This window comes from Streptomyces sp. NPDC018045 (genome assembly GCF_044327445.1).
Lineage (GTDB): Bacteria > Actinomycetota > Actinomycetes > Streptomycetales > Streptomycetaceae > Streptomyces.
Window position 1 is genome coordinate 64,231 of the sequence record NZ_JBIRFL010000014.1, and the last position, 26,653, is coordinate 90,883.

Sequence of the window (26,653 nt, forward strand, 5' to 3'; positions counted from 1 at the left end):
GAACGCGTCACTTCTGGCGCTTGTAGAAGGGCAGTGCCACGACCTCGTACGGCTCGTGGGTGCCACGGATGTCCACCGCCACGCCGGCGGTGCCGGGCGTGGCGTGCGCGGCGTCGACGTACGCCATGGCGACGGGCTTGCCGAGGGTGGGCGAGGGGGCACCGGAGGTGACCTCGCCGATGACGGCGCCGTCCGGGCCCACGACCGGGTATCCGGCGCGCGGCACGCGGCGGCCCTCGGCGATCAGGCCGACCAGTCGGCGGGGCGGCTGCGTCTCGGCGCGGTCGCGGGCCGCCTCCAGGGCGGCGCGGCCCACGAAGTCACCGCCGTTCGTCGTCTTCTCGAACTTCACGACCCGGCCCAGGCCCGCGTCGAACGGCGTGGTGCCGGTGGTCAGCTCGTGCCCGTACAGCGGCATGCCCGCCTCCAGGCGCAGCGTGTCCCGGCAGGACAGGCCGCAGGGCACCAGGCCCGCGTCCTTGCCGGCCTCGGTCAGCGCCTCCCAGAGGGCGACCGCGTCCGAGGGGCGGACGAACAGCTCGAAACCGTCCTCACCGGTGTATCCCGTACGGGCGATCAGCGCGGGCACGCCCGCGACGGTGCCGGGCAGCCCGGCGTAGTACTTCAGCCCGTCCAGGTCGGCGTCGGTAAGACCCTTGAGGATGCCGGGGGACTCCGGGCCCTGCACGGCGAGCAGCGCGTACGCGTCCCGGTCGTCGCGCACCTCGGCCTCGAAGCCGCGCGCCCGCTCGGTGAGCGCGTCCAGCACGACCTGCGCGTTGGAGGCGTTGGCGACGACCATGTACTCCGCCTCGCCGAGGCGGTAGACGATCAGGTCGTCCAGGATGCCGCCCTCGGCGTCGCAGATCATGGTGTAGCGGGCGCGGCCGACGGCCACCCCGCCGATGTTGCCGACCAGCGCGAAGTCCAGCAGGTCGGCGGCGCGCGGTCCGGTGACGGTGATCTCGCCCATGTGCGAGAGGTCGAACAGGCCGGCGCGGGTACGGACGGCGACGTGCTCGTCCCGCTCGCTGCCGTAGCGCAGCGGCATGTCCCATCCGGCGAAGTCGGTCATGGTCGCGCCGAGCGCGCGATGCGTCGCGTCCAGCGCGGTGCGGCGGGGGGCTTCGGTCATGGTGGTGGCTCCCGGGCATGGGTGACAAGACGGTCTCCCCATCTGTCATCGGAACCTGAGAGGTTCACCGGAAGGCCGTGACCGGTCCCCGGTTTGCACCTTGGGTGGAGCCACACCGCGGCGGCCCGCTTTTCAGATCTGCCTCGCCCGCGCGGTATCGGGGCCTGAGAGATTCAAGGGAGGACTTGCTCCTTCGGCGCCCCGCCGTGACGGCCGGGGACTCTCCCGCGCGGATTCAAGCGGCCGGTATGCAGTTGGCTGGGCGTGGCACCCGTACGCGGACGCACACGGAGGTGCGCGGTCCGGCACATGGCGCGCACATCATCGCACGGGATCGCCGGATACAGGAGCCCTGGTCGTACCGGTGTTCGCAGGGGTGTCACGACAGTGTCCTGGGACTGTACGAATCGTGGGATTTCCTTGAAGCGCATTACCTTTTCTTGACACTCTGCGGGTACGGGGACCACACCGGACCGGGAGGGGCGATCACGGTGCACAGGCAGGCCGCACTCGCGACAAGTCCGGGAGGCGCGCCCCCGGGCTGTGTCCCGGAAGCCACGGGAGCCGCCCCGGGGCCCCGGCGGCTGCCGCTCGGGGTGGTACGCCCCGGCCGGGCGCGGGCCGCGGCGGCGGACACCCCGACGGCGGACGTCGTCGACCTCCGGGACCGGCATGCCGTGCGCGAAGCGGCCGAGCTGCGTTTCGCGGCGGGTGACGTGGTGGTGGTCTCCGGTCTGCCGGGCAGCGGCAAGAGCACCCTCATGCTCCGGGTGGTGCCCGACCTCGACCGCCGGGGCGCCGCCGTGCACCGCGTCGACTCGCAGGACGTACGGGAGCGCTGGGAGCGCGGCAGGCTGCGCCGGCTTCCCTACGCGCTCTACCGGCCGCTGGTCAGGGCCGCCCACTATCTGGGGCTGCGGCGGGCGCTTCGCTCCGGCGGCAGTGTGGTGGTGCACGACTGCGGCACCCTCGCGTGGGTGCGCCGCTGGCTCGCGCGCGCGGCACGGCGCGGCGGGCGCGGCCTGCACCTGGTGCTGCTGGACGTGCCGCCCGAGGTCGCGCTGTCCGGGCAGCGTTCGCGCGGACGCGGCGTCTCCGGTTACGCCTTCGCCCGGCACCGGCGCGCGGTGCGGCGGCTGGCCGCCCGTGCCCAGGCGGCCCGGCTCCCCGCGGGTTTCACCTCGGCCGTCCTGCTGGACCGGCCGGCGGCGGGAGCGCTGCGGCGGATCGCCTTCGAGTGAGGCATGGCCCCGGGGCCGAGCCGGGGTGCGCGCGGCGTCCGCCGCGGCCCGCCCCGCCCGCCGGGCCGTACGCCCGTGGCCGCCCGGGGTGCCGGATGCCTGACGGGCCGTACGGAAGGTTCCGTACGGCCCGTCAGGACCGGTCCTAGCTCTGGCGTATCTCCCGCATCTGCGCCTCCTCCGGACGCTCGGCACCGGCCCGATCTAAAGGCCCAGGGCCTTGAGCAGCACGACCGGCAGCGACAGCACCGACTTGACCAGCGAGCCGGCGGCCGGCTGCTCCGGCTGCTGCGCCGCGTCGGCCGGCCGCGCCTGGGCGTTCGGCTGTCCCTCGGCGTTCGGCCGCGGTTCGGCGGCGGCCGGCTGGGTGTCGGCGTTCGGCTGCGGGTCGCTGGTCGGCGCCTTCGGCTGGGCGGCCGACTGGCCGTCCGCCTCGTCCGCCGGCTCGGCGGCGGGCCGGGCCGGCCGGTTGGCCGCCTGCACGGCGGGCTGCGCGGCGGGCTGCGCCGCGGGCTCGGCGGCCGGCTGCTGTTGCAGGCCGCCGAGCAGCTTGTCGATGCCCAGGATCTTGAAGATGTCGGTGACGGACCGGGAGACCGACTCGGTCAGGCCCTGGGTCGCGCCGGCCGGCTCCTCCGGCCCCGGTGCCCGGCGTGCCAGCTCGTCCATCTGCGCGCGCAGGTTCTGCGAGGCCCGGCGCAACTGGACGGAGTCGGCCGACACCGAGCGGTCGGAGTCCTCGTTCAGCAGGTCCGCCAGCCGCTGCGCGTCCTGGAGGACCGTGTCCAGGCGGGTGCGGGCGGCCCTGACCTCCACGGAGTGGCCGCGGCTGTCGGCCGACTTCTCCGCCAGCTCGGTCGAGGCGTCCGCCAGCCTGCCGATGTCGTCGACGATGATGCTGTGGTTGCGGACCGGGGGCTTGGGGCCCTCCACCGCGGTCGCGGAGCCCGTGGCGCCGAGGGCGAGGGCGCCGGCGGTGGTGGCGCAGAGGAGGGCGGAGGCGGTCCGGTGCGTTGCCATCAGGAGACGTGCCTTTCTGTAGGAACGGCAGGGCAAGATCACCCTGGAGCCACCTTCGGAGCGGGGTGCACGGTCCGCAACCGCTCGCGCGCGTTCGGTGGTCATCCGGATGCACCAGGCCCCCTCCCGTCTGCTGGCGTTAGGGTCGTCGACCAGGTAAGGCGCGGTACGAGCGGTGAAGAGCGGGTGGGTGGACATGGACTTTCCGGAGCAGGGCATTCCGCGGCTGGAGTGGCCCGCCAACGAGCTGGAGGAGGTGCTCGCCGCCTCGGTGGGGCACCCCGGGGCGGGCGCCCGCATCGTCGAGGTGCTCGGCCGCAGCCGTATATGGGTGCCGCTGCCCAAGGGCGGCGGCCCGGAGAGCGCGGGGATGGGCCGGGCGGGCCTGGACCTGCCGACCGTCGAGATCGGCCCGGCCGCGTACGTCCCGGTCTTCAGCTCCGAGCAGGAGTTCCAGCGGGTGGCCGGGCCGCATCTGTCCTTCGCCGTCGCGCCGGCCGCCGAGTTCGCGCGCGGCCTGCCCCCGCTGATCGGCATCGCCGTCAACCCGGAGGGCACGGTCGGCGTGCCGCTGCCGCCGGACGCGGTGGCCGAGCTGTGCCGGACCGGCCGCCCGGACCAGCCCGGCGCGCCGAGCGGTGGCCGGGTCCGGCTGTTCGAGCCGGACTGGCAGGAGGAGCCGGTGGACTTCCTGGCCGCGGCCGGGCTGGAGTTCTCGTCGGCGGGCTTCGTGGTCACCGCGCGTCGCGCGCTGGCCAGCGTCGAGGGGGACGCGCCCGCGCTGTTCGTCGGCGTCCAGGTGGACGCCGCGGCCGTCCTGCCGCACGACCCGGCCGTACGGGACGCCGTGACCGCCGCCCTCGGCCGGGCCCTCGGCGGGACCCCGCTGACCTGGCCCGTCCAACTGGTCATGCTGGACCTCGCCCAGGGCGACCCGGTCGCCGACTGGATGCTGGAGCGGGTCCGGCCCTTCTACTCCCGCGATGTCGCCTAGCGGCCCGCGGACGTCCGCTCCCCCGGCGCCCCCGGAGTGCTCCTTCCCGTGACCGCAAGCGGCGTGTGCTGATCCGGCCGGGGTCCGGACGCAGGCTCTAAGCTGTTGTTGCAACCGGCAGGCGTACCCCACGTGCCTGCCGTCAGGAAGGGACGGACCACGTGAGCGCGGGTGCGCATCAGGGAGCGGCTGCCGGGCAGGTCGAGCAGGTGCTGCAACAGGTCTCGCCCGGCCGGTACGACGCCTACGAGGCGTTGCTGCAGGCCCTCGCCGCCGGTCAGGTCTGGATGCTGCTCTGGCACGGCCAGGCCGGTTCGCCCGATGCGCAGTACGGCAACATGGAGGTCGACGGGCTCGGCTACGCGCCGTGCGTGACCTCCGCCCCCGAGCTGGCCGCCAGTGGCTGGAACCGCGCCCACGAGGTCGTCTACGGCCGGGACATCGCGGCCACCCTCTTCCCCGACCGCTGGGGCCTGTGGCTCAACCCGCACGCCCCCGGTGGCGGCGTCGGCATCCCATGGCTGGACCTGCGGCGCATCGCGGGCGGCCTGGACCGGCTGCCGGCCGGCCCGCTGCGGATCACCGAACCGGCCATCGAGATCCCTCAGTTCTATGCCCTGCTGGGGCAGAACGCGCACCGCACGCCCGCGGTGCGCTCCCTGCGCCGTGCCTGGGTGCAGCCCGCCCTCGGCGCCCCGTATCTGGCGATCGGTCTGGATCTGTACGACACGGGTCAACCGGCCGTCGAATCCGTGCGGCTGATGGTCCAGCAGTCCATCGGCGCGGTACCGGAGGGGCTGCCGGTCTCGACGGTCGCGATGAACGACGAGTACGACCCGGTCGGCATGTGGATGCGGGCCAACGCGCGGCCGTTCTTCGACCGGGACGCCTACGCGGCGGGTCCGGTGGCCGCGCCCGCCCCTGCCCCCGCGCCGTCGTACGGGTACGGCTACCCGCGCCCGTACTGATCCCGCCGTACGCCCTACGCCGGCCGCGTGCCGCTTCGGCCGCCCCGGCGCCCGCGCCGCGCCTCTGCGGGCTTCGCCGTGCCGCCCTGTGGGCCGGCCGCGCCCTCTTGCGGCTCCCGACGGCGTCCCGCGGCCCGAAATGGCCGCCGCTGCCCGTAAGTTGCCTCCTGCGCGCCGCCGCGCGAACCGCTCAGTCGGGGCCGATGTCCGCATAGCGGAAGCCCGTGGGCCACATCACAGTTGCGCATCCATTCCCGGTCAGGGCTGGTGAGTGATCGCGACTCGGATGAAGACTCCGGCAGCAGAGGGTTTCGGCCCTGTGTACGAGATGCACCGCTCGTCGTCGCGTGACGTTCCGCGGCAACTGCTCCGCCCGCACCACCCGCAAGGCCTGCAACACCTGTACCCGCAACGCTCGCTGTACATGCACCAGTTGCTCCTGCTCTTCCAGAGTCCACCCGTCGCCTCCGACGTACCACGCGCTCCAGAGCACGACTCGCACCAGAGCACACCTCGCACCAGTGATGTGAACCAGGCCGCTGACCGCGGCGCGCATGGGCCGGCGGCGCCGGCCGAGAGGGGTCAAAGGCACCGTGACCGCACCGATCGAGACCACCGGGGCGGCTGCCGAAGCGCAGCCGGAAGCGGTGCTGGAAGGCGTCGAGAGCAAGAAGATCGAGGGGCGCTCGCTCGGCCAGATCGCCCTGCTGCGCTTCCGGCGCGACAAGGTCGCGGTGGCGGGTGCCATCGTTGTCATCCTGCTCATCGTGATCGCGGCGCTCTCCCGGCCCATCCAGTCCTGGCTGGGCCTGGACCCCAACAGCCCCCATCAGGACCTCATCGACCCCAACACCACGCTGCCCAAGGGCGACCTCGGCGGGATGAGCCTGGACCACCCGCTCGGCGTGGACCCGAAGTTCGGCCGCGACCTGCTCGCGCGGGTCCTGGAGGGCTCCTGGGTCTCGCTGATCGTGGCGTTCGGCGCGACACTGCTGTCGGTGGCCATCGGCACCGTGCTCGGCGTGGTGGCCGGCTTCTACCGGGGGCGGGTGGACGCGCTGATCAGCCGGCTGATGGACGTCTTCCTGGCGTTCCCGCTGCTGCTGTTCGCCATCGCCATCTCGGCCTCGCTCCAGGGCGGCGCCTTCGGGCTCGAAGGGCTGCCGCTGCACATCTCGGTCCTGATCTTCGTGATCGGTTTCTTCAACTGGCCGTACATGGGCCGGATCGTGCGGGCCCAGACGCTCTCGCTGCGCGAGCGGGAGTTCGTGGACGCCGCGCGCGGCATGGGCGCCCGCGGCCCGTTCATCCTCTTCAGGGAGCTGCTGCCCAACCTGGTGGGCCCGATCATCGTCTACTCGACGCTGCTGATCCCCTCCAACATCCTCTTCGAGGCGGCGCTGAGCTTCCTGGGCGTCGGCATTCAGCCGCCCCAGGCGTCCTGGGGCGGCATGCTCAACCAGGCGGTCAAGTACTACGAGGTCGACCCGCAGTACATGCTCGTCCCCGGCCTCGCGATCTTCGTCACCGTGCTGGCGTTCAACCTCCTCGGCGACGGCCTCAGGGACGCGCTGGACCCGCGCAGCCGCTGACACCGCCCGGGCCCGTACGCCCGGCAGCCCCCATCCAAGTTTCCGACCAACGAAGGGGAAACCGACCATTATGCGAAGGTCAGTCCCGGTCGCGGCGATCGCGGCCCTCACCAGCACGGGCCTGCTGCTGTCCGGCTGCAGCGGCAAGAGTTCGGGCAGCGGCTCCGCCGAGGCGAACGCCGCCACCAAGGGCATCGTCAACGTCTCGGACGAGAAGGGCGGCACGCTCACCTACGCGATGAGCGACGCCCCCGAGTCCTACGACCCGGGCAACACGTACTACGCCTACGTCTGGAACTTCAGCCGCCTGTACGCGCGCCCGCTCACCACCTTCAAGCCGGGCCCGGGCGCCAAGGGCAACGAGCTGGCGCCCGACCTGGCGGAGTCGATGGGCAAGGCCACCGACGGCAACAAGACCTGGACGTACAAGCTCCGCGCGGGCCTCAAGTACGACGACGGCAAGCCGATCACCTCGAAGGACGTCAAGTACGCCGTGGAGCGCAGCAACTTCGCGCGCGACGTGCTCTCGCTCGGCCCGAACTACTTCCAGACGTACCTCAAGGACAACGAGGGCGGCTACAAGGGCCCGTACAAGGACAAGAGCCCGGAGGGCCTGAAGTCCATCGAGACGCCGGACGACCGGACCATCGTCTTCCGCCTCAAGCAGCCCTTCGCCGAGTTCGACTACCTGGTCAGCGCCCCGCAGACGGCACCGGTGCCGCGGGCCAGGGACAAGGGCGCGGACTACACCAAGAACATCGCCTCCTCGGGCAGCTACAAGTTCGACACCTACGAGGAGGGCAAGAAGGTCGTCCTCGTCCGCAACCCCCACTGGTCGGCCAAGACCGACCCGCTGCGCAAGCAGCTCCCCGACAAGATCGTGCTGAACATGAAGGTCGCCCAGTCGACGATCGACAAGGACCTGAAGGCCGGCAACACCCACATCGACATGGCCGGCCGCGGTGTGGACGCCCAGACCCAGGCCCAGCTCCTGACCAGCGCCAAGGAGAAGGCCAACACCGACAACGCGCTCGGCCAGCGGCTGTCCTACGTGGCGATCAACTCCAAGGTCGCGCCGTTCGACAAGCTGGAGTGCCGCCGGGCCGTGCAGTACGCGATCGACAAGAAGGCCGTGCAGACCGCGCAGGGCGGGCCGGTGCGCGGTGACATCGCCTCCACCGTGCTGCCCACCGACCTCGCCGGGTACCAGAAGTTCGACCAGTACCCGCAGAAGTACAACGGTGACAGCCTCGACCTGACCGAGGCCAAGAAGCAGTGGCAGGCGTGCGGCGCCGGCAACGTGAGCACCACGATCACCGCCCGCAGCGACCGGCAGGACGAGGTGGACGCGGCGACGTCGGTGGTCGGCTCGCTGAAGAAGATCGGCATCGACGCCAAGATCCAGACGTACCCGAGCGGCAAGTACTTCTCCGACTACGCGGGCGTCCCGGAGTTCACCCAGCGCAACAAGATCGGCCTGATGATGATGCAGTGGGGCTCGGACTACCCCACCGGCTTCGGCTACCTGAACCAGATCGTCAACGGCAAGGCGATCCAGAAGTCCGGTAACTCCAACCTCTCCGAGCTGGACGACGAGACCATCAACCAACTGCTCGACGACGCCATCGCCAGCAGTGACAAGGCCCAGCGCGAGAAGGACTACGCGGAGATCGACAAGAAGACGATGGAGCAGGCCGTCATCGTCCCGCTGACCTACTTCAAGATCCTGCTGTACCGCTCGCCGAAGGCCACCAACCTGGTGTCCACCTCCGCCTACAGCGGTGAGTACGACTACCTCAACGTCGGCGTCAAGAAGTAGCAGCCCCGAAAGGCAGGTGAAGGCAAGGGCTTCCGCGGGCCGGCCGGTCCGGCCCGCGGTGCCGACGCCGCAGTCCCGTGTTCGCGTACATCATCCGCAGGTTGATCAGCGCGGTGATTCTGCTGCTGATCGTCAGCGCGGTCACCTTCGGCATCTTCTTCGTGCTGCCGAAACTGGCCGGACAGACCGCCGACCAGTTGGCCGCGCAGTACATCGGGAAGGCCCCATCGGCCGCGGACCTCGCCGCGGTGAAGAAGAACCTCGGCTTGGACAAGCCGGTCTTCGTGCAGTACTGGGACTTCCTCAAGGGCATCTTCGTCGGGGTCGACTACAAGTTCGGCCCGGACGCCGCCACGTGCAACGTGCCGTGCTTCGGCTACTCCTTCAAGACCCACATCGAGGTCTGGCCCGAGATCCAGACCCGCCTCCCGGTGACGGCCTCGCTGGCCGCCGGCGCGGCCGTGGTGTGGCTGGTCTCCGGCGTCGCCACCGGCGTGCTCTCCGCGCTGCGCCCCGGTTCGGTCTTCGACCGGGTGGCGATGAGTGTCGCGCTGGCCGGCGTGTCGCTGCCCATGTTCTTCACCGGCGCGCTGGCGCTGGCCCTGTTCACGTACCAGTGGCCGGTCATCGAGCGCAGCGACTACGTACCGCTTGTCGAGGACCCCTTCATGTGGGCCCAGACGCTGGTGCTGCCCTGGATCACCCTGGCCTTCCTCTACTCCGCCCTCTATGCACGCCTGACCAGAGCGGGCATGTTGGAGACGCTGAGCGAGGACTACATCCGTACCGCGCGCGCCAAGGGGCTGGGCGAGCGCAAGGTCGTGGTGCGCCACGGCCTGCGTGCCGCGCTCACCCCGATCATCACGGTGTTCGGCATGGACGTGGGCCTGCTGCTCGGCGGAGCGCTCATCACCGAACAGGTCTTCTCCCTCAAGGGGGTCGGCGCGTTCGCCGTCGAGGCGATCAACGCCAACGACCTGCCGAACATTCTCGGCGTCACCTTGCTCGCCGCGTTCTTCATCGTCATATGCAACCTGGTGGTGGACGTTCTGTACGCCGCCGTCGACCCGCGGGTGAGGCTCTCGTGACCGACTCCCCAGACTCCACCGCCGAATCCACCGCTCCGGGCACCACCGCGGCCGGAACGCCGTCCGCCGCCGCGCCGGACCTGACGAAGACGGGCGTCGCGGTCGGCGAACCGGCCCCGGCCGGCTCGGGGGCGCCCACGGCCTTCCTCGAAGTGCGCGACCTGAAGGTGCACTTCCCCACCGACGACGGCATCGTGAAGTCCGTGGACGGCCTCTCCTTCTCCCTGGAGAAGGGCCGCACCCTCGGCATCGTCGGCGAGTCCGGCTCCGGCAAGTCCGTCACCTCGCTCGCCGTCATGGGCCTGCACCGGGCCTCCCGGCAGCAGCGCGCCAAGGTGGACATGTCGGGGGAGATCTGGCTGGACGGCAAGGAGCTGGTCGGCGCCGACCCGGACGAGGTGCGTCGGCTGCGCGGCCGCGAGATGGCGATGATCTTCCAGGATCCGCTGTCCGCGCTGCACCCGTACTACACGGTCGGCAACCAGATCGTGGAGGCGTACCGGGTCCACCACGACGTCGACAAGAAGACCGCGCGCAAGCGGGCGGTCGAGATGCTGGACCGGGTGGGCATCCCGCAGCCCGACAAGCGGGTGGACGACCACCCGCACCAGTTCTCCGGCGGGATGCGCCAGCGCGCGATGATCGCCATGGCGCTGGTCAACAACCCCGAGCTGCTGATCGCCGACGAGCCGACCACCGCCCTGGACGTGACGGTCCAGGCGCAGATCCTCGACCTGATCCGTGACCTCCAGAAGGAGTTCGGCTCGGCGGTCATCATCATCACCCACGACCTGGGGGTGGTCGCCGAACTGGCCGACCAACTGCTGGTGATGTACGGCGGCCGGTGCATCGAGCGCGGCCCGGCGGAGAAGGTCTTCTACGAGCCGCAGCACCCGTACACCTGGGGCCTGCTGGGGTCGATGCCGCGCATCGACCGGGAGCAGACCGAACGCCTGATCCCGGTCAAGGGATCGCCGCCCAGCCTGATCAACGTCCCCGGCGGCTGTGCCTTCAACCCCCGCTGTCCGTACGCGGACGTCCCCAAGGACAACGTCACCCGCACGGTCCGCCCCGACCTGCGCGAGGCCGGCGGCGGCGGACACTTCGCCGCGTGCCACATGGCGCAGGAGGAGCGGGAGCGTATCTGGACCGAAGAGATTGCGCCGAAGCTGTGACCGAGACTGATGAGAGCGGCATCGCCGCCGGCACGACGGACGAGAGCGCCGACGCCGCGCCGCTGCTGCGGGTGCGCGGCCTGGTACGGCACTTCCCGATCACCAAGGGCCTGCTCAAGCGGCAGGTGGGCGCGGTGCAGGCGGTCGACGGCATCGACTTCGACGTCCGGCCGGGGGAGACCCTCGGGGTGGTCGGCGAGTCCGGCTGCGGCAAGTCGACGATGGGCCGGCTGATCACCCGGCTGGACGAGCCGACCGGCGGCAGCATCGAGTTCGAGGGCCGGGACATCACCCATCTGTCGACGGGCCGGCTGCGACCGATGCGCCGCGACGTACAGATGATCTTCCAGGACCCGTACGGCTCGCTGAACCCGCGGCACACCATCGGCGGCATCGTCGGCACCCCCTTCCGCCTCCAGGGCGTCGAGCCCGAGGGCGGCGTGAAGAAGGAGGTGCAGCGGCTGCTGGAGCTGGTGGGCCTGAGCCCGGAGCACTACAACCGCTATCCGCACGAGTTCTCCGGCGGCCAGCGCCAGCGCATCGGCATCGCGCGGGCACTGGCCCTCAAGCCCAAACTGGTCGTCGCCGACGAGCCGGTCTCCGCGCTGGACGTCTCCATCCAGGCGCAGGTCGTCAACCTCATGGACGACCTCCAGGACGAACTGGGCCTGACCTACGTCATCATCGCGCACGACCTGTCCGTCATCCGGCACGTCTCGGACCGGATCGCGGTGATGTACCTCGGCAAGATCGTGGAGCTGGCCGACCGGAAGGCGCTGTACGAGGCGCCGATGCACCCGTACACCAAGGCGCTGCTGTCCGCGGTGCCGGTGCCCGACCCCAAGCGGCGCACCCAGCGCGACCGCATCCTGCTCAAGGGCGACGTGCCCTCGCCGATCGACCCGCCCTCGGGCTGCCGGTTCCGTACCCGCTGCTGGAAGGCGACCGAGGTGTGCGCGACCACCGAGCCGCCGCTGGTGGCGCTGCGCGGCGGCCACAAGGTGGCCTGCCACCACCCGGAGAACGCGCCGGAGAGCGTCGGTGCGGGGACGCCGGGCGCCGCGGGGAGCGGCGGCTGAACCGGCGGACGTACGGAACGCGGGGCCGGTACGGGACGAGCGGGAACGCCGTCCGCGTACCGGCCCCCGCGCGTCCCCGGCCGCCCTTGACCGGCCGGATTTACCGACCATAGATTCATCGGCGCCCGCCGCACCAGCATCCGGGCGACAGCCGTGCCGGTGCCCGCCGGCCGGCCCCATGGAGAGGTAGTGCCTTGTCCGCGCAGCACGAAGACCACGACGCCACGGCCGCCGACGACCCCGCGCTGACCGCCTACGCGGCGGTCGCGGCGGACTACGACACCATTGTCGAGGACCCGTACCTGCTGCGCTGGGTCACCTTCTACCGCAAGCTCGTCGAGCGGTACGGGCCGGCCGGCAAGCGGCTGCTGGACGCGGGGTGCGGCACCGGACGCGGCACCCTCGCCCTGCGGGACCACCTCGGATTCACGGTCACCGGCTGCGACCTCTCGCCGCAGATGATCGAGGCCGCCCGGGCCAAGCCGGAGGCGGCCGGCACCCCGTTCGTCGTCGCCGACCTGCGGGACATGCCGGACCTCGGCTCCTTCGACGTGGTCACCTGCATGGGCGAGCCGTTGAGCTATCTGTCCGGGGACGAGCTGGCGGCCGCGTTCGCGGGCCTGGGCCGGCAGCTCGCGGACGGCGGCGTCGTCGTCTTCGACATGACCACGCTGGGCAGTTTCCGGCGCGACTACGCGGTGACCAAGGTCGTGGACCGGGACGGCCGGTTCGACGTGTGGCGGGGCGGTCCCGTACCGGCCGGGCCGGACACGGTGGTGGACGTCACCCACGACTACTTCGCGCGCACCGGCGACGACACCTGGCGCCGGGTGTCCTCCCGGCACCTCTACCACCACCACTCCGACGCCACGGTGCGCCGGGAGCTAGCCGCCGGGGGGCTGCGGCTGATCGCGGCGCACGGTGTCGAGGGCCGCAAGCTGACCGACACCCCGGACGAGGACGGCTGCCGCAAGATTCTCTACGTGGCCGGAAAGCAGTCCGAGTGAAGCGTCAACCAGTCCGGCTGTCATGACAAGTTGGCAAAGTCAGGCGTGAAAAACGACAGAAGAGTGCAGAGTCGGCGCGGTTGTTTCACCAGACGACACCCGTGTGTTCGAAGGGACGGCTCATGGCACTCTCCCGTTCAGCACGTCGCCCCGCTCGTCTGCTCCCCCTCGCCACTGCGGCGGCCGCCGCCTTCACCCTCGCGGCGGCCCCCGCCGCCCCGCCCGGCGCCCCGGGCGTCGGCGACCCGTACTTCCCCAACCTCGGCAACGGCGGCTTCGACGCCCTGCACTACGACCTCGGCGTCAGCTATCAGCCCGCCACCGGCCGCCTCGACGGCCGTACGGAACTGACCGCGCGCGCCACCCAGGACCTCGGCTCCTTCCACCTCGACCTCCAGAAGCTGGAGGTCACCTCCATCGAGGTGGACGGCAGACGGGCGAGGTTCACCCGCTCCGGGGACGAGATCACCGTCACGCCACGACGGACCCTGGAGGAGGGCGAGCGCTTCACCGTCGAGGTGGTCTACGGAGGCGTACCGCTGCCGCTCGGCGGACCCATCGTCTTCGGCTCGGACTACGGCTGGATGAAGACCGACGACGGCGTCTTCGTGGCCTGCGAGCCCAACGCCGCGTCCACCTGGTTCCCCTCCAGCGACCACCCGGGCGACAAGGCCACGTACGACATCCGCATCGACGCGCCCGAGGGCCTGACCGGCGTCTCCAACGGGCGGCTGGTGGACACGTGGGACGAGGACGGACGCTCGTACTTCCACTGGCGTGAACGCAAGCCGATGGCGACATACCTGGCCACCGCCACCATCGGGAAGTTCGACGTCCGGACGGGCACCACCCCCGGCGGCATCCCGATCTACGTCGCCACCGACCCCAGGCTGCCGACCGGGAACGTCGACGTGTACGGCATCACCGCCGCCGTGATCGACCACTGGTCGAAGGTCTTCGGCCCGTACCCGTTCGAGGAGACCGGCGCGATCGTCGACGACATGCCGGATGCGGCGTTCTCCCTGGAGACCCAGACCAAGCCGGTCTACTCGGCGGTCCGCAGCGAGACGACCATCGCCCACGAGATCGCCCACCAGTGGTTCGGCGACTCGGTCACGCCCCGCGACTGGCGGAACATCTGGCTGAACGAGGGCTTCGCCTCGTACGCGCAGTGGCTGTGGGACGAGCACAAGGGCACCCGCACCGCGTACGACGCCTTCCGCGCGGCGTACGCGGCCCGGCCCGCCGAGTCCGGCTTCTGGCAGGTCAAGATAGGCGACCCGCAGCGGGACACCATGCTCGACCGAGCGGTCTACACACGCGGCGCGATGACGCTCCAGGTACTGCGCGAGCGGATCGGCGACCGGGCGTTCTTCCGCCTGCTGCCCGCCTGGACGAAGCAGCACCGCTACGGCAACGCGGACATCGGGCAGTTCATCGCGCTGGCGGAGAAGATCTCCGGACAGCGGCTCGGTGACCTCTTCCACACCTGGCTGTACACCACCGGCAAGCCGGCACTGCCCTGACACACCGACGGGACCGCGCGGCGGAACCCCCGGCGCGCGGCCCCGGCCGTCCTAGCGCGGCTTGAGCTGCTGCGGGCGCGGCAGGTGGAAGCCGAAGTAGACCGCCGCCATACGGAGCGCGAAGACCAGCCCGGCGCAGACCACGGCGGCGACGTCAGCGCGTACATCGAGGTGGTGCAGACCCAGATACGAGGCGGCGCCGGCGAGCGCCGCGATGGCGTACACGTCCTCGCGCAGCAGCAGCGGCGGGAACTCGCCGCACAGCACGTCACGGATCACCTCGCCCGCCACCCCGCTCATCACCGCGAGGATGATCACCGCCAGCGGCGTCGCGCCCGCGGAGATAGCGGCGCGGGCCGCGATGACGGTGACGACGGAGAGCCCGACCGCGTCGACCACCAGCAGCGACTTGCGGGGAAGCTGCCAGTACCGCAGATAGATGATGGTGCCCACACTGACGCAGACGATCAGCGTCAGCAGAACCCAGTCGTGCGTCCAGTACAGGGGATGGTCGTCGAGGATGAGGCTGCGCAGGGTGCCGCCGGAGGTGGCGGCGGCAAAGGCGAGCACCAGACCGCCGAACGGGTCCATGTTGGCGCGGTACGCGGCCAGCACCCCGCTCGCGGCGAAGGCCGAGATGCCGACCAGGTAGAGCACGTGAAGCATGGACCCATGATCTCAGGCCACCGGAGACCGCGGTGCCGGCGAGTGACCACGACGGCGGGAAAGCCGCATACGGCGCGCGGGCTCGGGGCCACGCAGGGGGCTCCCCGCAGGCAGCCCGGCGCCAGGGTTCACGAATGAGATCACATTGCCTCACGGGTGCGGCCGGGGGTACCCCCGGCCGCACCAGCGCGGAAGCCGAGGCAAACCGTTGAAGAAAAAAGGGTCTACCAGTCAGTAACAAACCCGTGTAGCGTGCCGCACATGGCACAGGTGACCATAGGTAACAGCGAATTCGACCGCGACACGGCGATCGTCCGACGCGCCCCCGGCCACTACGAGGCCGACCTCTCCGCCGGCTGGACGATCATCCACGCGGTCAACGGCGGCTACCTGCTCGCCCTGATGGGCCGGGCCCTGGGCGACGCCCTGCCGCACCCGCACCCCTTCTCGGTCACCGCGCACTACCTGACCGCCTCGACGCCCGGCCCCGCCGTGATCCGCACCGAAACCGTCCGCACCGGCCGCACCATGTCCACCGGTACCGCCACCCTCGTCCAGTTCGAGGAGGACGGCAGCGAGGTCGAACGGCTGCGGGTGCTCGCCGCGTACGGCGACCTCGACACGCTCACCGACGACGTGCGGACCACCGCCAAGCCGCCCGCCATACCCCCGTACGAACACTGCCTCGGCACGGAGAGCGCGCCCGAAGGACAGTCCACCATCCCCGGCAGCACCGCCATCGCCGACCGGCTCAGCATCCGGCTGGACCCGGCCACCTGCGGCTGGGCCGTCGGCGCGCCCTCCGGCAACGGCGAGATGCGCGGCTGGTTCGGCCTCGCCGACGGCCGCGACCCCGACCCGCTCTCGCTGCTGCTGGCGGTCGACGCGCTGCCGCCCACCGCCTTCGAGCTCGGCCTGACCGGCTGGGTGCCCACCGTCGAGCTGACCGCCCACATCCGCCGCCGCCCGGCCCCCGGCCCGCTGCGCGTCGCCATCACCACCCGCAACCTGGCGGGCGGCTTCCTGGAAGAGGACGCGGAGGTCTGGGACAGCGCGGACCAGCTCGTCGCGCAGTCCCGCCAACTGGCCCGCGCCCCCAGGCCGGTATCCGCCCCGGCGTGAATCGCGGCGCCAAAGGGGGCGCGGCGGCCCGGGTGACGTGCCAGACTGATCACATGGGGGACATGGTACCGAGCATCGACGCAAACAACGGCGAAGAGACGGTCGTCTGGCTGCACTTGGCCCCGGCCGGCCCGCACGGCGCGGCGCGGCCCGCGGGCGCGCCCGCCGAGAAGCCCGAGAAGCCCGAGGAGGAAGCCGCCGGGCTGGAACTGCCCGACGGCTTCGGTCACTCCCGCCCGGTCAGCGTGGACGGACGGGTCGCGCGGGCGCTGACCCGGGGCGGCGAGACGCTGGAAGGCGCCCTGCGGCCGCTGGGCGCCGTACTGGGCAGCATCCACCGCTCGCTCGCCGCCGGCGACCACCGGCCGGACGAGGTCACGGTGGAGTTCGGGGTCACCCTCGGCTCGGACCTGAGCCTGGGGGTCTTCTCCGGCAACGGCGAGGCCAGCTTCAAGGTCTCCGCCACCTGGAATCTCGGCAGCGGCAGTACGACCTGAGGACGGCGAGGTGGTGTCCGGGGTGGATCAGCCGTTGCACCGCTCCTTCGTCTCGGTACGCGACGCCGGGCGGGCCGTGGGCGCCGGCGTCCTGCTCGCCGACGACCTCGTGCTCACCTGCGCGCACGTCGTCAACAGCGCGCTGGGCCGGGACCGTTACGACCAGGCGCTGCCGGGGCCGGGCCACCCGGTCCGCGTCCGGCTGCCGCACGTCGCGCCCGACCGGGACCTGACCGCCCACGTGGAGCCCGCGCTGTGGAGCCCGCCGCGGGCGACCGCGGGCGGCACCGGGCCGGTGCCGCCCGGCGCGCTGCTCCACCACGGTGATCTGGCCGTGCTCCGCCTGCCGGGTGCCGCGCCGGCCGGCGCCGAACCGGCCCCCTTCCTCCCGCACGCCTACGGCAACGAGGTCATCGCCCTGTGGGCCAGCGGCCACCCGCTGCCCACCGTGCGGGCGGTGCCCCGGGTCTCCGCGCCGCCCTGGGTGGCGCTGGACGTGGTCGGCGGCACGGAGGTCAAGGAGGGCTTCAGCGGCGGGCCGCTGTGGGACCGCGAACGGCAGGCCGTCGTCGGGCTCGTGGTGGCCGACCTCCAGGCCCCGCCCGGCACCCGGCCGCCGGGCGCGCCGCAGGCCGCGGCCACCCTCTACGCGATCAGCGTCCCGGCGATCGAGGCCGAACTGCCCGCCTTGCCACCGCCCGTGGTGCCCACCGCCCGGCGCGGCGTCCAGCAACTGCTGGCCGTCCTGGAGACGATCCTGACCACCCCCGACGCGGTCCGCGCCGGTGAGGAGCTGCTCGCCGCCCGGCTGCTGCGGCCGTCCCTGGGCCCCGGCGCCGACCTCGACCGGCTGGTCGGCCTGGCCGTGGGCGTCCGGCGCGGCGTGCCCGAACTCCTCCAGGCCGTACGGGAGCTGATGCCGCCCGGCAGCGAGCCGCAGTGGGAACGGCTGCGCCGGGTGGCCCGTGCCGTCAGCCCCGGCGAGTGCCTGACCCGCAAGCAGCAGCGCGACCTGACCGGCCTGCTGGCGCACTGCGGCCGTACGGACCCGCGGGAGCTGCTCACCGCCGTACTGCCGCACGCCATCGAACTGCCCGCGGTCACCGGGCTGGCCGACGCCGTCGACATCCTGGAGGGCTTCGAGGCCCAGGGCGCCCAGCCCATGCCGCCGCTGCTCCAGGGCGTGGTGCGCATCGGTGTCGACGAGAGCGAGGCGGACGCGTACCCGGCCGAGGACCTGGCGGCCTGGACGGAGCGGACCGCCCTGCGGCTCGGCGTGGACGTGGCCGCCGTACGCCAGTACGCCGCCGACGTACGGGGCTACCGCGCGGAGCGGGCCCGCGACGCGGCGGCGGAACGCCCCGCCGCCCGCCACGGCACGCGCCCGCCCGCCGGCTGGGCGGCGACCGGCGGCGCCGCGGTGGGCATGGCGGCGGTGGGCACGGCCCCGACGGATACGGTCCCGGCGACGGCCCCCTCGCCGAACGGCAGCCGCCCGCCCCGGCCCGGGCACGGGGGCGGCGCGCGGTTGTCGAGGGTGCCGCGCGTCCAGGTGGAGCTGCTGCCCACCGCCACCGGACGGCACTACACGTACCAGGTCTGGGCGTGGAGCGGCGGCGACGCCCCGCACCACCTCGTCCTCGCCCGGGACACCGAGGTGACCAGCGAACAGGTCGTGGACGACATCCACCGGGTGCTGGTCGACGAGATCCGCGAGGACCCGGAGCCCGCGCTCGTCGAGTTCTTCCTGCCCGCCGCCTGGCTCGGCCTGCCGGTGGACCGCTGGGAGTCCTTCGACAGCGACGAGGACGGCCCCTTCGGGCTGGGCTTCACCCGCCGGGTGGTGATCCGCACCGCCCGGCGCTCCCGCGAGAGCTACGCCGGGTGGAAGCGGCGCACCGCCGCCCTGGACGCCGCCCGCAGCCTGGTGCTGGACCACGGCTGCACCGACCGCAAGGTGGCCCGCGCCCGTCTGGAGATGCAGCCCGAGGTGGGCACGGTGATCGTGTGCTGCGAGCCCCGCCACCATGGTGCGCTGCTGCGCCAGTGCGTCCAGGCGGGCGTCCACACGGTCCTGTGGCACCGCGAGGAGCACGGCGAGAGCGTCGCGGCGGGCCTGCTCGAACTGGTCGAGGGCGGGCACCACACCCAGCTTCCCGAGATGGTACGGCTGGAGCGGGCCAAGGCGGTCGCCGAGGTCGCGTCCACCGGCCACCGGGGGCGCCAGCTCTCCCTGATGTACGACGCGCCCGATCACCGGCCACCGCAACTGGCCCCGGACGCCTGGGTACTGACCCAGCCGTGACGCAGCACCTGAGCATGGACGAAGGAGAACGACCCGTGGCCCCACAGAGCACACCCGACCACGGCCCGGGAGCCGGTCCGGCGCCCGAGGGCTGGTGGGTGTTCCGCGGCCCCGCGCCCCTGCCGGCGGCGCCCCCGTGGCGCTACTTCGCCGCCGCCCGCAGGAGGGCCGAGGCGCCCGCGCCGTACCTGATGGACCGCAACGAGGTGTCCGTCGTCAACGCCGCCCTGCACCTGCACCGCCCGTTGCTGGTCACCGGCCGCCCGGGCACCGGCAAGAGTTCGCTGGCCCGCGCCATCGCCTCCGAGCTGGGGCTCGGCGACGTACTGCGCTGGTCCGTCAACTCCCGCTCGACCCTCGCCGACGCGCTCTACCGCTACGACGCGGTGGGCCGGCTGCGTGAGGCGTCGCTGCGCCGCGAGCGGGAGGCGGCCCGTACGGCGCCGCGCCGGCTCAAGGAGCCCCGCGGCTCCTTCACCACCGACATCGGCCACTACCTGCGCCTGGGGCCGCTCGGTACGGCGCTGGCCGCCGCCGACCGGCCCCGGGTGCTGCTCGTCGACGAGCTGGACAAGTCCGACATCGACCTGCCCAACGACCTGCTGGTGGTCCTGGAGGAGGGTGAGTTCGAGATCCCGGAGCTGGCGCGGCTGTCCGAGCAGCACCAGGACGTGCACGTGCTCACCGACGGGAGCCGGGAGCGGGTACGGGTGCACCGCGGCGTCGTCTCCTGCGCGCACTTCCCGGTCGTGGTGATGACCAGCAACGGCGAACGGGAGTTCCCGCCCGCCTTCCTGCGCCGCTGCGTCCGCCTGGACCTGCCCGACCCGACGCCCGAGCGGCTGCGCGAGATCGTCGCCCACAACCTGGGGCCGGAGGCGCTCGCCGACGCCGAGGACCTCATCGACGGCTTCCTCCAGCGCTCCAAGACCGAGACGCTCGCCACGGACCAACTGCTGGCCGCCGTCCACCTGCGCATCACCGGTGCCGACCTGACCCAGGACGAACTGCTCTCCGCGGTCATGCACCGCCTGGACGAACCCATGTCGCCATGATCGACCGGCTGCGGCAGATCCTCGCCGGCCAGGGGTACGACCTCGGCGCGAGCGAACTGCTGGACGTCCTGTGGCTGGCCCGCGCGGTGCGCGAGGGCGAGCGCCGTTCCGTGCCGTCCGCGCGGCCGGACGCGGCGGGCGACGGGCCGGGGCCGGACGGCGGCCGGCCCGGGACGGCGGAGCCGTCCCACGCGCCCGCGGACGGAACCGCCGGCGGTCCGGCGGCGGCGGACGGCCCGGACACCACGGACGGGCCGCGGGGGGACCAGGGGGCCGGGGAGCTGCCGGACGGCGCCTCCGCGTCCGCGCTGCCGTCGCGGCGTTCCCTGTACGCGATGGGCAGTGAGGGTGGCGGCGCGCTCAGCCGCCGGGCCCGGCCCGCCCGGGCTCCCGGCCGCCGCGCACTGGCCCGCCCCCAGCACCTGTCCCGGGCCCTGCGCCCGCTGCGCCGGTTCGAGCCGCACCCCCATCGCCGCGTACCGGACGTGGAGGCCACCGTCCGGCTCGCCGCGGAGACCGCCCTGTTCGACGTCGTCTCCCGGCCGGACCAGGAGCGCCGCTGGTCCGCCGTCCTGCTGGTGGACGACGCGCCCTCGATGCAGGTGTGGCGCCAACTCGCCGGTGAGCTGCGGTCGGTGCTGGACCGCGGCGGTGTCTTCCGGGGCGTGCGCGGGGCCAGCTTCGACCCCCGCGACATGGCCGCCCAGGGCCGGCTGCCGTGGGCCGCGGGCCCCACCCTGACCTTCGTCCTCACCGACGGCACGAGCCCGGGGTGGCGGACCCCGGAGGCGGCGCGCGCCGTGCGCCGCTGGGGCCGCTACGGGCCGGTGGCGGTGCTGCACCCGCTGCCCCGGCGACTGTGGCGGGGCACCGCGCTGGACGCCCAGCCCCGGTTGCTGACCTGTCCGGTGGAGTTCGGCGGCCCCGGCCGGACCACCGTGCTCGACCCGCTGACCGGCGAGCCGGACCCCGAGGCCGAGGAGCCGGGCACGGTGGCACTGCCCGTCGTCCCGCTGACCCCCGGCGGGCTCGGGCAGTGGGCCGCGCTGCTGACCCGCCCCGGCGTCCCGCGCCTGGTCGACACGGTGCTGCTGGGCGAGGACCCGGAGCAGGACCCGCCGCGGCCGGTGGGCACGGCGGAGGAGCTGCTCGCGCACTTCCGCGGCGCGTTCTCGCCCGAGTCCTACCGGCTGGCCGTACGGCTCTCCGCGATCAACCCGCTCACCGTGCCCCTGATGCAACTGGTACGGGCCGCCACGATGAGCGACGCCGGGCCGACCCAGGTCGCCGAGATCCTCCTCGGCGGACTGCTGGAACGTGTCCCCGCCCCGCGCGGGGCACGCTCCCTCGGCGGGTTCGACGGCCCGCTGGGCACCGGCCCGGGGCAGGCCGTCTACGACTTCCGGCCCGGTGTGCGCGAACTCCTCTTCAGCGGCCTCGGCACCCAGCAGTCCCTGGCCGTCGTCGAGGCGGTCGGCCGCGCCCTGGAGCCGTACATGGGCCGGCTGCCCGACTTCCCGGCCCTGGTCGCCGACGACACCGGGGCGATGCGGCTCCAGGAGTCGGCGCAGGCGTTCGCGGTGCTCGCCAGCCCCGTGCTGGAGCGGCTGGGCGGCAGCGTGCCCGGGGCGACGGGCGTACGCGGAGTGCCCGCGGGGGCCGAGGACGGGGCTCCGGGCGCGGCCGGCGAGCCCCCGGGCGCCCGGGGCGCGACGGCCGTGCCGGACGCGACCGGCGACGCGGTCGAGCCGGCGGTGGCGCCCGTGGCGAGTCCGGACGAGACAGCCGGGACCGCCGAAGCACCCGCCGGTACGGACCCGGACCTGCCGGAGGAACCCGCCGCCGGGCCCGCCCCGCCCCCGGTGGCCGGCCGCCCCGCCCCCGTCCTGCCCGTCGAGGAGCTGCGCGAGCCGCTGCGCTTCACCGTGCTCGGCCCGGTCGGACTGTGGCGGGGGGACCAGCGCATCGAGGTCCCGTCCCGCCTGGACCGGGCGCTGCTCGTCGCCCTGCTGCTGCGCCACGAAAGCGTCGCCTCCGAGGCCGAACTGCTCAACGCGCTCTGGGGCGGCGACCCGCCGCGCAGCGCCCGTTCGATGCTGGACCACAGCATCGCCCGGCTGCGCAGGGCCCTCGGCGAGGACGAACACGTCCTGGTCCGCGAGCGCGTCGGCTACGCCCTGCGCGGCGACGCCGGAACCGACATCGACCTGGACCTGGAACGCGCCCAGGGGTACGAACGAGCAGCCCGCGCCGCCCGGGACGCGGGGGAGTGGGACCGCGCCCGCACCCTGCTGAACGCGGCCCTCGACCTGTGGCGTGGCGAGCCGCTGGCCGGGCTCCCCGGCCCGTACGCCCTGTCCGAACGCCTCCGGCTGACCGAGTGGCGGCACACCCTGGTCGAGGACCGCGTCGAGTGCGACCTGTGGCTCGGCCGGTACGACGAGGCCCAGGCCGAGCTGTCCGAACTGCTCGCCCGCACCCCGTCCCGCGCCCGCCTGCGCGACCTGATGACGCTCGCGCGGGACCAGGGCCGGTCGAGGCGGAGCGATCCCGCCCTGCGGCCCCCGCGCGAGCCGCTGCGCATCACGGTGCTCGGTCCGGTGCGGATGCTGCGCGGCGGCGAGAACCTGGCGGCCGGCTCACCGCAGCAGCGCGCGCTGCTCGCCGTGCTCGTCCTGCGCGCCGGCCGGGCCATCTCCGAGGCCGACCTGGTCGATGCCCTGTGGGGGGAGAGCCCGCCCAACGCCGCGCCCGCCGCCCTGCGCACGTACGCCTCCCGGCTGCGCAAGGCCCTCGGGCCGGACGCGGAGGTCCTCGTCGGCGAGGACGGCGGCTACGCGCTGCGCCGGACCGCCAGGACCGACCTCGACGTGGACCTGCGCCGGGCCGACGACCTGGCCGCGGCGGCCCGCGCGGCCCGCGCCGCCCGGGACTGGGCGCGCGCCAGGGACCTGCTGGACGCGGCCGTCGCCCTGTGGCGGGGCGGCCGGCCCCTGGCGGGCCTGCCGGGGCCGTATCTGCGCGCGGAGTCCCGGCGGCTGGCCGACCGGCGCCGCACCCTGGTCGAGGACCGTACGGAGATGGAACTGCGCCTCGGCCGGCACGCCGCGGCCGAGGAGGCACTGACCTGGCTGCTGTTCCTGGACCCGGCCCGCGAGCGCACCCGCGAACTCCTCACCCGCGCCCTGGCCCACGACGAGCCGGTCTCGCCGGGGCTGCGCAGCCTGCTGCGCGCCGGCCGGTACGGGCTCCGGCAGGACCGCGCGGGCGGCGGCCGGACGGCCGAGCTGGGGCAGTTGGCGGATCACCTGACGCGGGAGCGGCCCACGGGACGCAACGCCTGTGTCATCTCCGGGGGCGCGGGCGTCGGCAAGACGAGCCTGGCGGCGCGGGTGGCCGACGCCGTGCAGGACCGGTTCCCGGACGGGCGGCTGTACGCGATCATGCCGGCGGACGGCGATCCGGAGGACTGCGTACCGCGGCTGGCCGGCGTGCTGCTGCGCCAACTCGGCTACCGCGACGAGGAGATCCCCGCCGGGGGCGCGGAACGGGTGGCCTTCTACCGGTCGGCGGTCGGCGCGCTGCGCCTGGTCGTGGTCCTGGACGAGGTGCGCGCGGTCGCGCCCGTCCTGCCCCTGCTCCCGGACGCCACGGGCGCCGCGCTGGTCGTCGGCCGCGACCGGCCGCCCGCCGGCCTGACCGGTGTCCGGTCCCTGCACCTGGAGACCCTGAGCACCACCGACGCGCTGGAACTCCTCGCCCTGCGGGTGGGCGAGGAGCGGGTGACGGCCCGCCGCGCGGTGGCGCGCGCGGCACTGGAGGCGTGCGGCTGCTCGGAGGCCGCGGTCGAGGCGGTGGCGGCGGAGCTGATGCTGGACGGCCCGGCGGACCGCACGGCCGCCGAGGTCATGATCAACAGCACTGCGCTGCGCCTCACCCACGATCTCGCCCCGCCGGCGCTCGCCGCCTTCCACCTGCTGGCGCTGCCGCACTGCCCCGACCTGCCGGCCGGCGCCGTGGCCGCCCTCACCGGCGGTGAACCGGCCGCCGCCCAGCGGCACCTGGACACCCTGGTGCGCGCCGGCCTGCTGAAGACCTCGGCCCCCGGCCGCTACCGGCACCGCGAGGCGCTCGCCACCTTCGCGTACGAACACCTCACCCGCCACACCTCGCCGCAGGAGCGCAACGCCGCGCTGTCCCGGCTGCTCGACTGGTACCTCGTCACCGCCCACCGGGCGTACGGCCTCGACGCGCCCGGCGCCCCGCTGCTCGACCGGACCGCCTCGCCCGGCTCGTCCGTCACGGCCGTCCCGCTCGCGGACCGCGGGGCGGCGGCGGACTGGTGGGCGGCGGAGGGGGCCGGAGCGCTGTCCGTCGTCCGGCAGACGGTGGAACTGCCGTCCGGGGCGCACACCGCCCGGTGCGCCGACACGCTGCTCCTCCTCGAACCGCTGCTGGGGACGGGGCGCTTGACGGACCGGTACGAACAGACCGCGCTGGCCGTGACCGCCGGGGCCGTCACCGGCCGCGACAAGCGCGCGGAGGCGCGGGCCCGGCTGGCCCGCGCCCGCGCCTGCCTGGCGACCGACCGGTTCACCGAAGCGGAGGACGAGGCCCGCCGCGCGTACCGGCTGGGCCTCGACGCGGGGGACCCGGTGACCAGCGGACGGGCACCGCTGGTGCGCGGCGCCGCCGCGGTCGCGCTCCGCAGGCCCGACGCCGAGCAGCACTTCACGCTGGCCAGGAGCCACTGCCAGGTGCAGGGTGACCGGCTGGGCGAGGCCGCCGTACTGGTGGAGCGCTCCCGGCTGTGCGTCCGCGACCGGGACGTGAGGCGGGGCATCGCGCTGGCCCGGCAGGGCGTGGCCCTCTACCGGGCGGCAGGACAACAGGGGCACCGCCTCGGCATGGGCCTGTACTTCCTCGCCGTCGCGCAGGCCGAGGCGGGCCGGCACGAGGAAGCGCTGCGCGCTCTGGAGGAGGCCCTGCCCGTCCTGAACGAGGCCGGACAGCGGCTCTGGACGGGCCTGACCCACCTCAGGACCGCCGAGGCCCACCTCGCATCCGGCCGGCCGGAGGCCGCCGGGCAGGCGGCGGAAGCCGCGGTCCGCCTGTTCGCGGAGGCGGGCGGGGGGCGGCGGATGGCCGACGGGCTGAGTCTGCTGGCCCACGCGCTGGAGGACCGGGGCCGGCACGCGCGGGCCGAGGAGCACCGGCGCGAGGCGCTTGCCGTGTACGAGGCGCTGAACGTGACCGACGCGGCGGGCCGACGGGCACGGCCGCCGCTGGAGCCGGGCGCGGCGGGGGCGTAGCGGGGCCGAGGCGGGGGCGTACGAGGACCGCTACGCCGACCGCCGGTGGGCCGCGCCCGCGGCCGGGTCAGTTACCGTCCGACGGACCGTGGCCGTCCGGGTCGGCGAACGCGGCCAGTACCGCCGCCAGTTCGGCCGGCGCGTCCTCCTGCACGAGGTGCCCCGCCCCCTCGAAGAGGTGCAGACGGGCGCCGGGGATCATGGCCGCGAGGCGGTGCGCCAGGGCGACGGGGTTCCACGCGTCCTCCGCTCCCCAGGACACCAGGCTCGGTACCGAGATCCTGCCGTAGTCCTCCTCCTTGAGGTCCGCGGTGAGGTCCAGCCCGTTCTGCTCGATCTGCCGGTAGAAGGCGGGCTGCCCCTCCTCCGTGCACCACGGTTCGACGAGCTGTTCCAGGACGGACGGGTGCAGGCCGGGGCCGCTCGCGGAGGAGAGGTACTCCGTCACCAGCGCCCGGTGCAGTGCGGCGGGCAACTGCGTGAAGACATCGGCATGCTCGCCGATCAGGCGGTACGTGGCGGAGCCCCAGCCGGGCAGGGCGGTCGGGCCGACGAGGGCGAGACGCCGGTAGCGCGCGCCGTGCACCAGGTGGGCGCGCAGCGCGACGTAGCCGCCGAAGTCGTGGGCGACGACGGTGGGCTCCCGGTCGGTGAGCCCCCAGTGGGCGAGCAGCTCGGTGAAGACCTCCGCCTGCCGGGGCAGGGAGACGTCCTGGCCCGCGGCCTTCTCGGAGGCGCCGTAGCCCGGCATGTCCCAGACGTACACCCGGAACCGCCCGGACAGTGCCCGCGCGATGCCCCGCCAGACGTACGAGGAGAACGGCGTCCCGTGCAGCAGGACCAGGGGCGGTGCCCCGTCCTCGCCGAGCGCGGTCCAGCGCACTTCACCGGAGGTGCTGCGGTACGTACGGTCCAAACGCCACGATGTCATGACCGTAAGCCTAGTGACTCCTTACAGGGGTGTCGAGGGTACGCGACCGGCCGGGCCGGGACGCCGCGCGACAAGGGGAGCGGGGCCGCGCCCCCACACGCCCGGTATGCGCCCCCGCGCC

General features: G+C 73.5%; 19 protein-coding genes and 1 riboswitch. Of the genes, 15 read left to right on the top strand and 4 right to left on the bottom strand.

The features are described from left to right. Window positions 1–7: 7 nt before the first annotated feature. The gene (gene gcvT / locus ACH4EB_RS26335) at window positions 8–1,135 is read right to left on the bottom strand and encodes a glycine cleavage system aminomethyltransferase GcvT (RefSeq protein WP_398350212.1); all 1,128 of its coding nucleotides are present in this window, start codon (window positions 1,133–1,135) and stop codon (window positions 8–10) included. A gap of 142 nt (window positions 1,136–1,277) precedes the next feature. Further along, a riboswitch (glycine riboswitch) is annotated at window positions 1,278–1,373 on the bottom strand. Between the two features lie 253 nt (window positions 1,374–1,626). Between gcvT and ACH4EB_RS26340 the strand changes: the two genes are divergently transcribed. Next, window positions 1,627–2,376 (top strand): AAA family ATPase, encoded by a 750-nt coding sequence (locus ACH4EB_RS26340; RefSeq protein ID WP_398350213.1) that lies wholly within the window; start codon window positions 1,627–1,629, stop codon window positions 2,374–2,376. A gap of 204 nt (window positions 2,377–2,580) precedes the next feature. On the opposite strand, the gene ACH4EB_RS26345 is transcribed toward ACH4EB_RS26340, so the two are convergent. Then, entirely contained in the window at window positions 2,581–3,396 is an 816-nt protein-coding gene (locus tag ACH4EB_RS26345) for a hypothetical protein (protein WP_398350214.1), read from the bottom strand. 196 nt (window positions 3,397–3,592) lie between these two features. On the opposite strand from ACH4EB_RS26345, the gene ACH4EB_RS26350 reads away from it, so the two are divergent. The 9 genes from ACH4EB_RS26350 (at window position 3,593) to ACH4EB_RS26390 (ending at window position 14,644) form a co-directional block, all read left to right on the top strand. Next, window positions 3,593–4,390, top strand: a complete 798-nt coding sequence (locus ACH4EB_RS26350) for an enhanced serine sensitivity protein SseB (RefSeq protein WP_398350215.1) — start codon at window positions 3,593–3,595, stop codon at window positions 4,388–4,390. 161 nt (window positions 4,391–4,551) lie between these two features. Next, entirely contained in the window at window positions 4,552–5,358 is an 807-nt protein-coding gene (locus ACH4EB_RS26355) for an enhanced serine sensitivity protein SseB C-terminal domain-containing protein (protein WP_398350216.1), read from the top strand. Window positions 5,359–5,951: 593 nt separating this feature from the next. Then, entirely contained in the window at window positions 5,952–6,950 is a 999-nt protein-coding gene (locus ACH4EB_RS26360; protein ID WP_398350217.1) for an ABC transporter permease, read from the top strand. Window positions 6,951–7,020: 70 nt separating this feature from the next. Continuing rightward, window positions 7,021–8,769, top strand: a complete 1,749-nt coding sequence (locus ACH4EB_RS26365; RefSeq protein WP_398350219.1) for an ABC transporter substrate-binding protein — start codon at window positions 7,021–7,023, stop codon at window positions 8,767–8,769. A 77-nt stretch (window positions 8,770–8,846) separates the two neighbouring features. Next, a complete protein-coding gene (locus ACH4EB_RS26370) occupies window positions 8,847–9,857 on the top strand; it encodes an ABC transporter permease (RefSeq protein WP_398350220.1) in 1,011 nt (336 codons plus the stop codon). Next, complete coding sequence (locus ACH4EB_RS26375; RefSeq protein WP_398350221.1) at window positions 9,854–11,032, top strand: ABC transporter ATP-binding protein; 1,179 nt, start codon at window positions 9,854–9,856, stop codon at window positions 11,030–11,032. Before ACH4EB_RS26370 ends, ACH4EB_RS26375 begins: the two co-directional genes overlap by 4 nt. Continuing rightward, entirely contained in the window at window positions 11,029–12,111 is a 1,083-nt protein-coding gene (locus tag ACH4EB_RS26380; RefSeq protein WP_398350222.1) for an ABC transporter ATP-binding protein, read from the top strand. Before ACH4EB_RS26375 ends, ACH4EB_RS26380 begins: the two co-directional genes overlap by 4 nt. A 194-nt stretch (window positions 12,112–12,305) precedes the next feature. Then, on the top strand, window positions 12,306–13,118 hold the full coding sequence (locus tag ACH4EB_RS26385; protein ID WP_398350223.1) for a class I SAM-dependent methyltransferase: 813 nt from the start codon (window positions 12,306–12,308) through the stop codon (window positions 13,116–13,118). Between the two features lie 122 nt (window positions 13,119–13,240). Next, window positions 13,241–14,644: a M1 family metallopeptidase gene (locus ACH4EB_RS26390; protein WP_398350224.1), complete on the top strand. Its 1,404-nt coding sequence runs from the start codon at window positions 13,241–13,243 to the stop codon at window positions 14,642–14,644. A 51-nt stretch (window positions 14,645–14,695) separates the two neighbouring features. Here the strand turns inward: ACH4EB_RS26390 and ACH4EB_RS26395 are convergent, their stop codons facing one another. Beyond that, window positions 14,696–15,310 (bottom strand): trimeric intracellular cation channel family protein, encoded by a 615-nt coding sequence (locus tag ACH4EB_RS26395; protein WP_398350225.1) that lies wholly within the window; start codon window positions 15,308–15,310, stop codon window positions 14,696–14,698. A gap of 261 nt (window positions 15,311–15,571) precedes the next feature. On the opposite strand from ACH4EB_RS26395, the gene ACH4EB_RS26400 reads away from it, so the two are divergent. The 5 genes from ACH4EB_RS26400 to ACH4EB_RS26420 are packed head-to-tail and all read left to right on the top strand — an operon-like array spanning window position 15,572 to window position 25,601. Further along, complete coding sequence (locus ACH4EB_RS26400; RefSeq protein WP_398350226.1) at window positions 15,572–16,432, top strand: thioesterase family protein; 861 nt, start codon at window positions 15,572–15,574, stop codon at window positions 16,430–16,432. Between the two features lie 53 nt (window positions 16,433–16,485). Continuing rightward, window positions 16,486–16,929: a CU044_2847 family protein gene (locus ACH4EB_RS26405; protein ID WP_398350227.1), complete on the top strand. Its 444-nt coding sequence runs from the start codon at window positions 16,486–16,488 to the stop codon at window positions 16,927–16,929. A 22-nt stretch (window positions 16,930–16,951) separates the two neighbouring features. Then, a complete protein-coding gene (locus ACH4EB_RS26410) occupies window positions 16,952–19,234 on the top strand; it encodes a trypsin-like peptidase domain-containing protein (RefSeq protein WP_398350228.1) in 2,283 nt (760 codons plus the stop codon). Window positions 19,235–19,269: 35 nt separating this feature from the next. Next, window positions 19,270–20,289 (top strand): AAA family ATPase, encoded by a 1,020-nt coding sequence (locus ACH4EB_RS26415; protein ID WP_398350229.1) that lies wholly within the window; start codon window positions 19,270–19,272, stop codon window positions 20,287–20,289. After that, the gene (locus tag ACH4EB_RS26420) at window positions 20,286–25,601 is read left to right on the top strand and encodes an SAV_2336 N-terminal domain-related protein (protein WP_398350230.1); all 5,316 of its coding nucleotides are present in this window, start codon (window positions 20,286–20,288) and stop codon (window positions 25,599–25,601) included. The genes ACH4EB_RS26415 and ACH4EB_RS26420 overlap by 4 nt, the downstream gene beginning before the upstream one ends. 67 nt (window positions 25,602–25,668) lie before the next feature. On the opposite strand, the gene ACH4EB_RS26425 is transcribed toward ACH4EB_RS26420, so the two are convergent. After that, window positions 25,669–26,532, bottom strand: coding sequence for an alpha/beta fold hydrolase (locus ACH4EB_RS26425; protein ID WP_398350231.1), 864 nt, complete (start codon window positions 26,530–26,532; stop codon window positions 25,669–25,671). Window positions 26,533–26,653 lie beyond the last annotated feature (121 nt).

Excerpts from the sequence above, each read along its gene's own strand:
- gcvT (WP_398350212.1), bottom strand. The coding sequence starts at position 1,135 with ATGACCGAAGCCCCCCGCCGCACCGCGCTGGACGCGACGCATCGCGCG.
- ACH4EB_RS26350 (WP_398350215.1), top strand. The coding sequence starts at position 3,593 with ATGGACTTTCCGGAGCAGGGCATTCCGCGGCTGGAGTGGCCCGCCAAC.
- ACH4EB_RS26345 (WP_398350214.1), bottom strand. The coding sequence starts at position 3,396 with ATGGCAACGCACCGGACCGCCTCCGCCCTCCTCTGCGCCACCACCGCC.
- ACH4EB_RS26425 (WP_398350231.1), bottom strand. The coding sequence starts at position 26,532 with ATGACATCGTGGCGTTTGGACCGTACGTACCGCAGCACCTCCGGTGAA.
- ACH4EB_RS26400 (WP_398350226.1), top strand. The coding sequence starts at position 15,572 with ATGGCACAGGTGACCATAGGTAACAGCGAATTCGACCGCGACACGGCG.
- ACH4EB_RS26395 (WP_398350225.1), bottom strand. The coding sequence starts at position 15,310 with ATGCTTCACGTGCTCTACCTGGTCGGCATCTCGGCCTTCGCCGCGAGC.
- ACH4EB_RS26420 (WP_398350230.1), top strand. The coding sequence starts at position 20,286 with ATGATCGACCGGCTGCGGCAGATCCTCGCCGGCCAGGGGTACGACCTC.
- ACH4EB_RS26365 (WP_398350219.1), top strand. The coding sequence starts at position 7,021 with ATGCGAAGGTCAGTCCCGGTCGCGGCGATCGCGGCCCTCACCAGCACG.
- ACH4EB_RS26405 (WP_398350227.1), top strand. The coding sequence starts at position 16,486 with ATGGGGGACATGGTACCGAGCATCGACGCAAACAACGGCGAAGAGACG.
- ACH4EB_RS26390 (WP_398350224.1), top strand. The coding sequence starts at position 13,241 with ATGGCACTCTCCCGTTCAGCACGTCGCCCCGCTCGTCTGCTCCCCCTC.